Origin of the sequence: uncultured Halorubrum sp., from assembly GCF_937146585.1 — an archaeon.
GTDB classification, from domain to species: Archaea; Halobacteriota; Halobacteria; order Halobacteriales; family Haloferacaceae; genus Halorubrum; species Halorubrum miltondacostae.
On sequence record NZ_CAKZRO010000075.1, the window covers coordinates 1 to 4,696 of the forward strand.

A 4,696-nucleotide genomic window follows, 5' to 3' on the forward strand; every position below is an offset into this window, starting at 1 on the left:
GGGGTCGATCTTCATCGCCGGCGCGGCGATCGAGTTCCTCGAGGACATCGACCTCATCAACAACGCGGCCCAGACCGCAGAGCTCGCCCGGTCGGTCGACTCGACCGACGGGGTCTACATGGTGCCGGCGTTCACCGGGCTCGGTGCGCCGCACTGGGACGGTCGCGCCCGCGGGACCATCGTCGGGATGACCCGCGGAACGACCAAGGAGCACATCGTCCGCGCGACGCTCGAGAGCATCGCGTACCAGACCCGCGACCTCGCCGAGGCCATGGAGGCCGACTCCGGCGTCGAGATGACGAGCCTCCGCGTCGACGGCGGCGCGGTCAAGAACAACTTCCTCTGTCAGCTCCAGTCCGACATCATCCAGACGGACATCGTCCGTCCGGAGGTCGACGAGACCACCGCGCTGGGCTCGGCGTACGCCGCCGGCCTCGCCGTCGGCTACTGGGACTCCGTCGACGAACTCCGCGACAACTGGCAGATCGATCGCGAGTTCAGCCCCGAGAAGGACCAAGCGGAGGTAGACAAGCTCTACAGCCGCTGGGACGACGCGATCGATCGCTCGAAGAACTGGGCGCTGGACGGGGAGGACGAGTAAATGGGCGTCGAACTGCTCCCGGAGCTGACCGTCGCGGCCGACACCGTGCTACAGGTCGGGTACGAGCCCGGCGCACCGACGGACGTCATCCAGAGCCTGACCAACCCGACGATCCTCCTCGGCGCGCTCGCGGGCGGCGCGTTCGGGGCGGCGCTCGGCGCGCTGCCGGCGTTCATCTTCACCGGTTTCCTCGTGATCGGCGGGTCGCTCGGCGGCGGCGGGTTCGGCGTCGACGTCGGGTTCGGCCCGGTGTTCGGGCCGCACATCTCCTTCGCGGGAGGTGCCGCGGCCGCGGCGTACGCGGCGGATCGCGGATACATGGAGTCCGGGTTCGACTACCACAACGCGAAGGACATCGGCTTCGCGCTGGGGAGTAAGCCGGACATCCTCGCCGTGGGTGCCGTCTTCGGCGTCTTCGGCGTGCTCATCGAGCAGCTCTCCCGACAGCTCGCGATCCCGGTCGACCCGATTCCGGTGAGCATCGTCATCAGCGCCCTCGTCGTTCGGGCGATCTTCGGCTACAGCATCGTCGGGGCCGTGAGCGACAAGGCGAACGGCTACTTCGACATGGGGCCGTTCGAGCGCGAGGAGATGCGCGAGCCCGGCGAAGTGAAAGGCGACGGCGGCAAGGCCAGCGAGGACCGCCTCGCGGTCGAGCCGTGGCTGCCGAACATGTACAAGTGGTCGCACGTCGCGGCGATCGGCTTCTTCGCCGGTCTCGCCTCGGGCGTCATCACGTACAACATGATCAGCGGCGGGCACGGCCTCATCGCCGTGTTCGCCGGCTTCGGGATCAGTGCCGGGTCGCTGCTGTTCCTGAACCTGGGCGTCGACCGGATCCCGGTCACCCACCACATGACGCTGGCGGGCTCGACCGCCTTCCTCTCCGTGTGGCAGGGGGGGATCACGACGCTCACGGACCTCTCGGCGGGCGACCTGACCGCGCCGCTGGCGTTCGGCGCCGCGCCCGCGCTGCTGTTCGGCGCGCTGTTCGGCGTGTTCGCCGCGGTCGTCGGTGAGGCGTCTCAGCGCGTGTTCTACGCGCACTCCGACACGCACCTCGACCCGCCGGCGGCCGCCATCGTGGTCTGGTCGCTGACGCTCGGGCTGCTCGTCATCGCCGGACTGCTCAACTGGGCCGTGTGGATCCCCGGTACGGGGATCTAACGCGCCCCGGCTCTCGGCAGGGATCGTTTATCATGGCACATCGCGCATCCGCGGTCGATCGGAATCGCCCGGACAGCGACGGGTGTGTCGGTGACCGCGCACGAGCGCGACCGTCACTCGGGGAGCAGCGCCGAGAGGGCGACGAACGCCCCGACGGCGACCGCGACGGCGGCGGCCGCGGCCGTCGACGACGCGACGCCGAGGGAGCGGGCGACCAGCGCGAGGCCGCCGGCCGCCGTAAGCGCGACCCCGAGCGCCCCGTGGTGGAAGCTGCCGGCGGTCGGTTGCTCCGTCACGGACGCCGCGTCGCGGTCGACGAAGACGCGCGCGCCCCACCACACCGACCCGAACCGGACGCCGACGCCGACCGCGGCCGCGGCGATCGAGACGAACTCGATGTCGCCGACGGTGAGCATCCCGGCCCCGAAGGCGGCCGCCGTCGACAGGACGGCGACGACTTTGCTCCGGTTGTCGACGGTGTGCAGCGTCTTCACGGCCGGATCGTTCGACATACCCGTCGTAGTTCGGCCGACGGCCGTATAGGTTTCCATCGGGGCGAATCACCTCGCCTGCCCGAGGCGAGGGCGTCGTCGTCCGCCCGGGACGCCGGTCGCGGCCGCGAGGCGAACGCGGGGCGTTTAACTTCCCCGACCGGGATGACGCGGTATGTTGGATCGGATCGGACTGGACCGGGCGGATCGGCGCAACCTCATCGTCGTGATGGGGGTCGTCGCGGCCGTGACGGCGGTGGTGTCGGCGGGGACGATCGGCGTCCGACTCGCGGTCGGACTGATCGCCGGCCTCATCAGCGGGGCCGTGTTCGTGGTGTCGACGGTGGTCATCAACCGGTACAAGCCGGCCCACTGGTAGGCGACGCGTCGAGCGGGCGAACCCGCCTGACGACGGGGCCGTCGCCCCGTCCCGAGTCGGGGAGGTTTTGTCCGGCAGTCACGGAGGGCCGACCGTGAACATCGACGACCGGATCGAGCGACGGCTCGGCTACGACGCGGGGATGAGCGTCCTCGCCGACTTCGAGGCCGTGTCGCCGGTCACCCACGTCGACTCGCCGGTCGGCCGCGGTCCGGCCATCGAGCGGCTCCTCGACGTGTTCGAGCCCGCCTTCTCGGGGTCGCTGCCGCCGAGCGTCTACGTGTACGGGCCGAAGGGGAGCGGGAAGTCGGCGGTCGTCTCCGCGCTGGTCGACCGGCTCGCGAGCCACAGCGGCCCGCGGCGCGCCATCCAGACGACCACGCGCGCGGTGGAGCCGACCATCCCCGGCTTCGTCTACGTCGACGCCCGGCGCGCGTCGACCCGCTTCCGCCTGTACCACGCGATGTTGACCGCGATGAGCGACGATCCGATCCCCGACCACGGGATCGGGACCGAGGAGCTGGCCGAGTCGCTGCGCGACGCGATGCGCACCGGCCCGGAGCTCGTCGTCGCCGTCGACCACACCAACGAGACCGAGACGCCCGCGGCGGCGACGCTCGTCGACTGGCTGGCGGACGTCGGCGAGCGGCTCACGCCGGCGTTCCTCGGGCGCGACCCGCCGGACGCGATCGACTGGGAGCCGGAGGCCACCGTCGAGTTCGCGAAGTACCGCCGGCACGTGCTCGTCGAGCTGCTGACGAGCCGGTGTTCGACCGGGCTCGGCCGCGACGCGCTCACCCACGACCAGATCCGCGAGATCGTCGAGTGGGCCGCGGGCGACGCCCACGACGCGCTCGCCGCCGTGATGGGCGCGGCGGTCAACGCGGAGCGGGCGGGCGCGTCGACGGTCCGCGCGGGCGACGTCGACGCCGGCATCGACGGCGTGCCCCGGCCCTGCGTCGCGCTGGGCCGCGTGCTCGCGCTCCCGGAGAGCCGACAGCGGCTCCTCTACGAGCTCGCCGGCCTCTCGGAGGACGAGCGGTCGACCGTCGGGGTGGCGACGGAGACCATCGCGGCGCGGCCGGGGGTCGACCTCTCGGCGTCGACCGTGCGCCGCGCGCTCTACGAGCTGGCCGACGGCGGCCTGCTCGAACGCGTCACCGTCCACCAGAGCGACGGCAAGGGCCGGCCGCCGAGCCGGCTCGTGCCGCTCTTCCCGACGCTCGTGTTCCGCGAGCTGTTCGACCGCCGCGTCCGGACCGGATAGCTTCGCCGCGTCCGGCCCGGACGACCGCGTCGCGTTCGGCCCTGAGGGCCGCCGCGCGGGCGGTCTCCACCCCTTCTCGAACGGAAGACAGTTGACGCGGAGTCCCCGACTCGGCGTATGGTCCCGCCCCTCGCGCTCGACATCGACGGCACCCTGACGACGCCGACCGGCCGGATCGACCCGCGAGCCTTCGAACTGCTGCCCGCGTGGGACGCGCCGGTGGTGTTCGCCACCGGGAAGGCGTTCCCGTACCCGGTCGCGCTCGCGCACTTCCTCGGCCGCGAGGAGACGGTGATCGCCGAGAACGGCGGCGTCGCGTACGTCGACGGCGAGACGACGGTCGTCGGCGATCCGGACGCCGCGCGGGCCGTCGTCGAGGCGTTCCGCGAGCGCGGCGGCGCGATCGGCTGGGGCGACGGCGACACGGTGAACCGCTGGCGCGAGACGGAGGTCGCGGTCGCGCCCGACGCCGACGAGGCGCTCCTCCGCGAGGTCGCCGCGTCCGTCGAGGACGTGGAGGTCGTCGACACCGGCTACGCCTTCCACGTCAAGTCGACGGGCGTGAGCAAGGGGCGGGCGCTCGAACGCGTCGCCGACGCGCTCGACATCGACCCAGAGGCGTTCGTCGCGGTCGGCGACAGCGAGAACGACGCCTCGACGTTCCGCGTCGCCGGCGAGTCGTACGCGGTCGCCAACGCGGACGACGCGGCCCGGGCAGCGGCGGACGAGGTGTTGGCCGAGGGGTACATGGACGGGACCGCCGCGGTGCTCAGGAGATTGCGAGAGCGCGC

At 72.0% G+C, this 4,696-nt stretch carries 6 protein-coding genes; 5 read left to right on the forward strand and 1 reads right to left on the reverse strand.

The window, feature by feature from the left end; translation table 11 throughout:
• Together Q0116_RS06900 and Q0116_RS06905 are read left to right on the forward strand one after the other, a co-directional pair.
• The coding region (locus tag Q0116_RS06900) for an FGGY-family carbohydrate kinase (RefSeq protein WP_297886597.1) at positions 1 to 601 on the forward strand (601 nt) is incomplete at its 5' end.
• Entirely contained in the window at positions 602 to 1,768 is a 1,167-nt protein-coding gene (locus tag Q0116_RS06905; protein WP_297886598.1) for a hypothetical protein, read from the forward strand.
• Between the two features lie 113 nt (positions 1,769 to 1,881).
• On the opposite strand, the gene Q0116_RS06910 is transcribed toward Q0116_RS06905, so the two are convergent.
• On the reverse strand, positions 1,882 to 2,280 hold the full coding sequence (locus tag Q0116_RS06910) for a hypothetical protein (protein ID WP_297886599.1): 399 nt from the start codon (positions 2,278 to 2,280) through the stop codon (positions 1,882 to 1,884).
• 154 nt (positions 2,281 to 2,434) lie between these two features.
• Here Q0116_RS06910 and Q0116_RS06915 point away from each other — a divergent pair, with 154 nt between their 5' ends.
• The 3 genes from Q0116_RS06915 to Q0116_RS06925 all read left to right on the forward strand — a co-directional run.
• The gene (locus Q0116_RS06915) at positions 2,435 to 2,638 is read left to right on the forward strand and encodes a hypothetical protein (RefSeq protein WP_297886600.1); all 204 of its coding nucleotides are present in this window, start codon (positions 2,435 to 2,437) and stop codon (positions 2,636 to 2,638) included.
• A 94-nt stretch (positions 2,639 to 2,732) separates the two neighbouring features.
• A complete protein-coding gene (locus tag Q0116_RS06920; protein WP_297886601.1) occupies positions 2,733 to 3,905 on the forward strand; it encodes a Cdc6/Cdc18 family protein in 1,173 nt (390 codons plus the stop codon).
• A gap of 117 nt (positions 3,906 to 4,022) precedes the next feature.
• On the forward strand, positions 4,023 to 4,696 hold a 674-nt coding region (locus Q0116_RS06925), incomplete at its 3' end, for an HAD-IIB family hydrolase (RefSeq protein WP_297886602.1).

Bases quoted from the DNA above. Each gene is read 5' to 3' on its own strand.
- Q0116_RS06905 (WP_297886598.1), top strand. From the start codon at position 602: ATGGGCGTCGAACTGCTCCCGGAGCTGACCGTCGCGGCCGACACCGTG.
- Q0116_RS06910 (WP_297886599.1), bottom strand. From the start codon at position 2,280: ATGTCGAACGATCCGGCCGTGAAGACGCTGCACACCGTCGACAACCGG.
- Q0116_RS06915 (WP_297886600.1), top strand. From the start codon at position 2,435: ATGTTGGATCGGATCGGACTGGACCGGGCGGATCGGCGCAACCTCATC.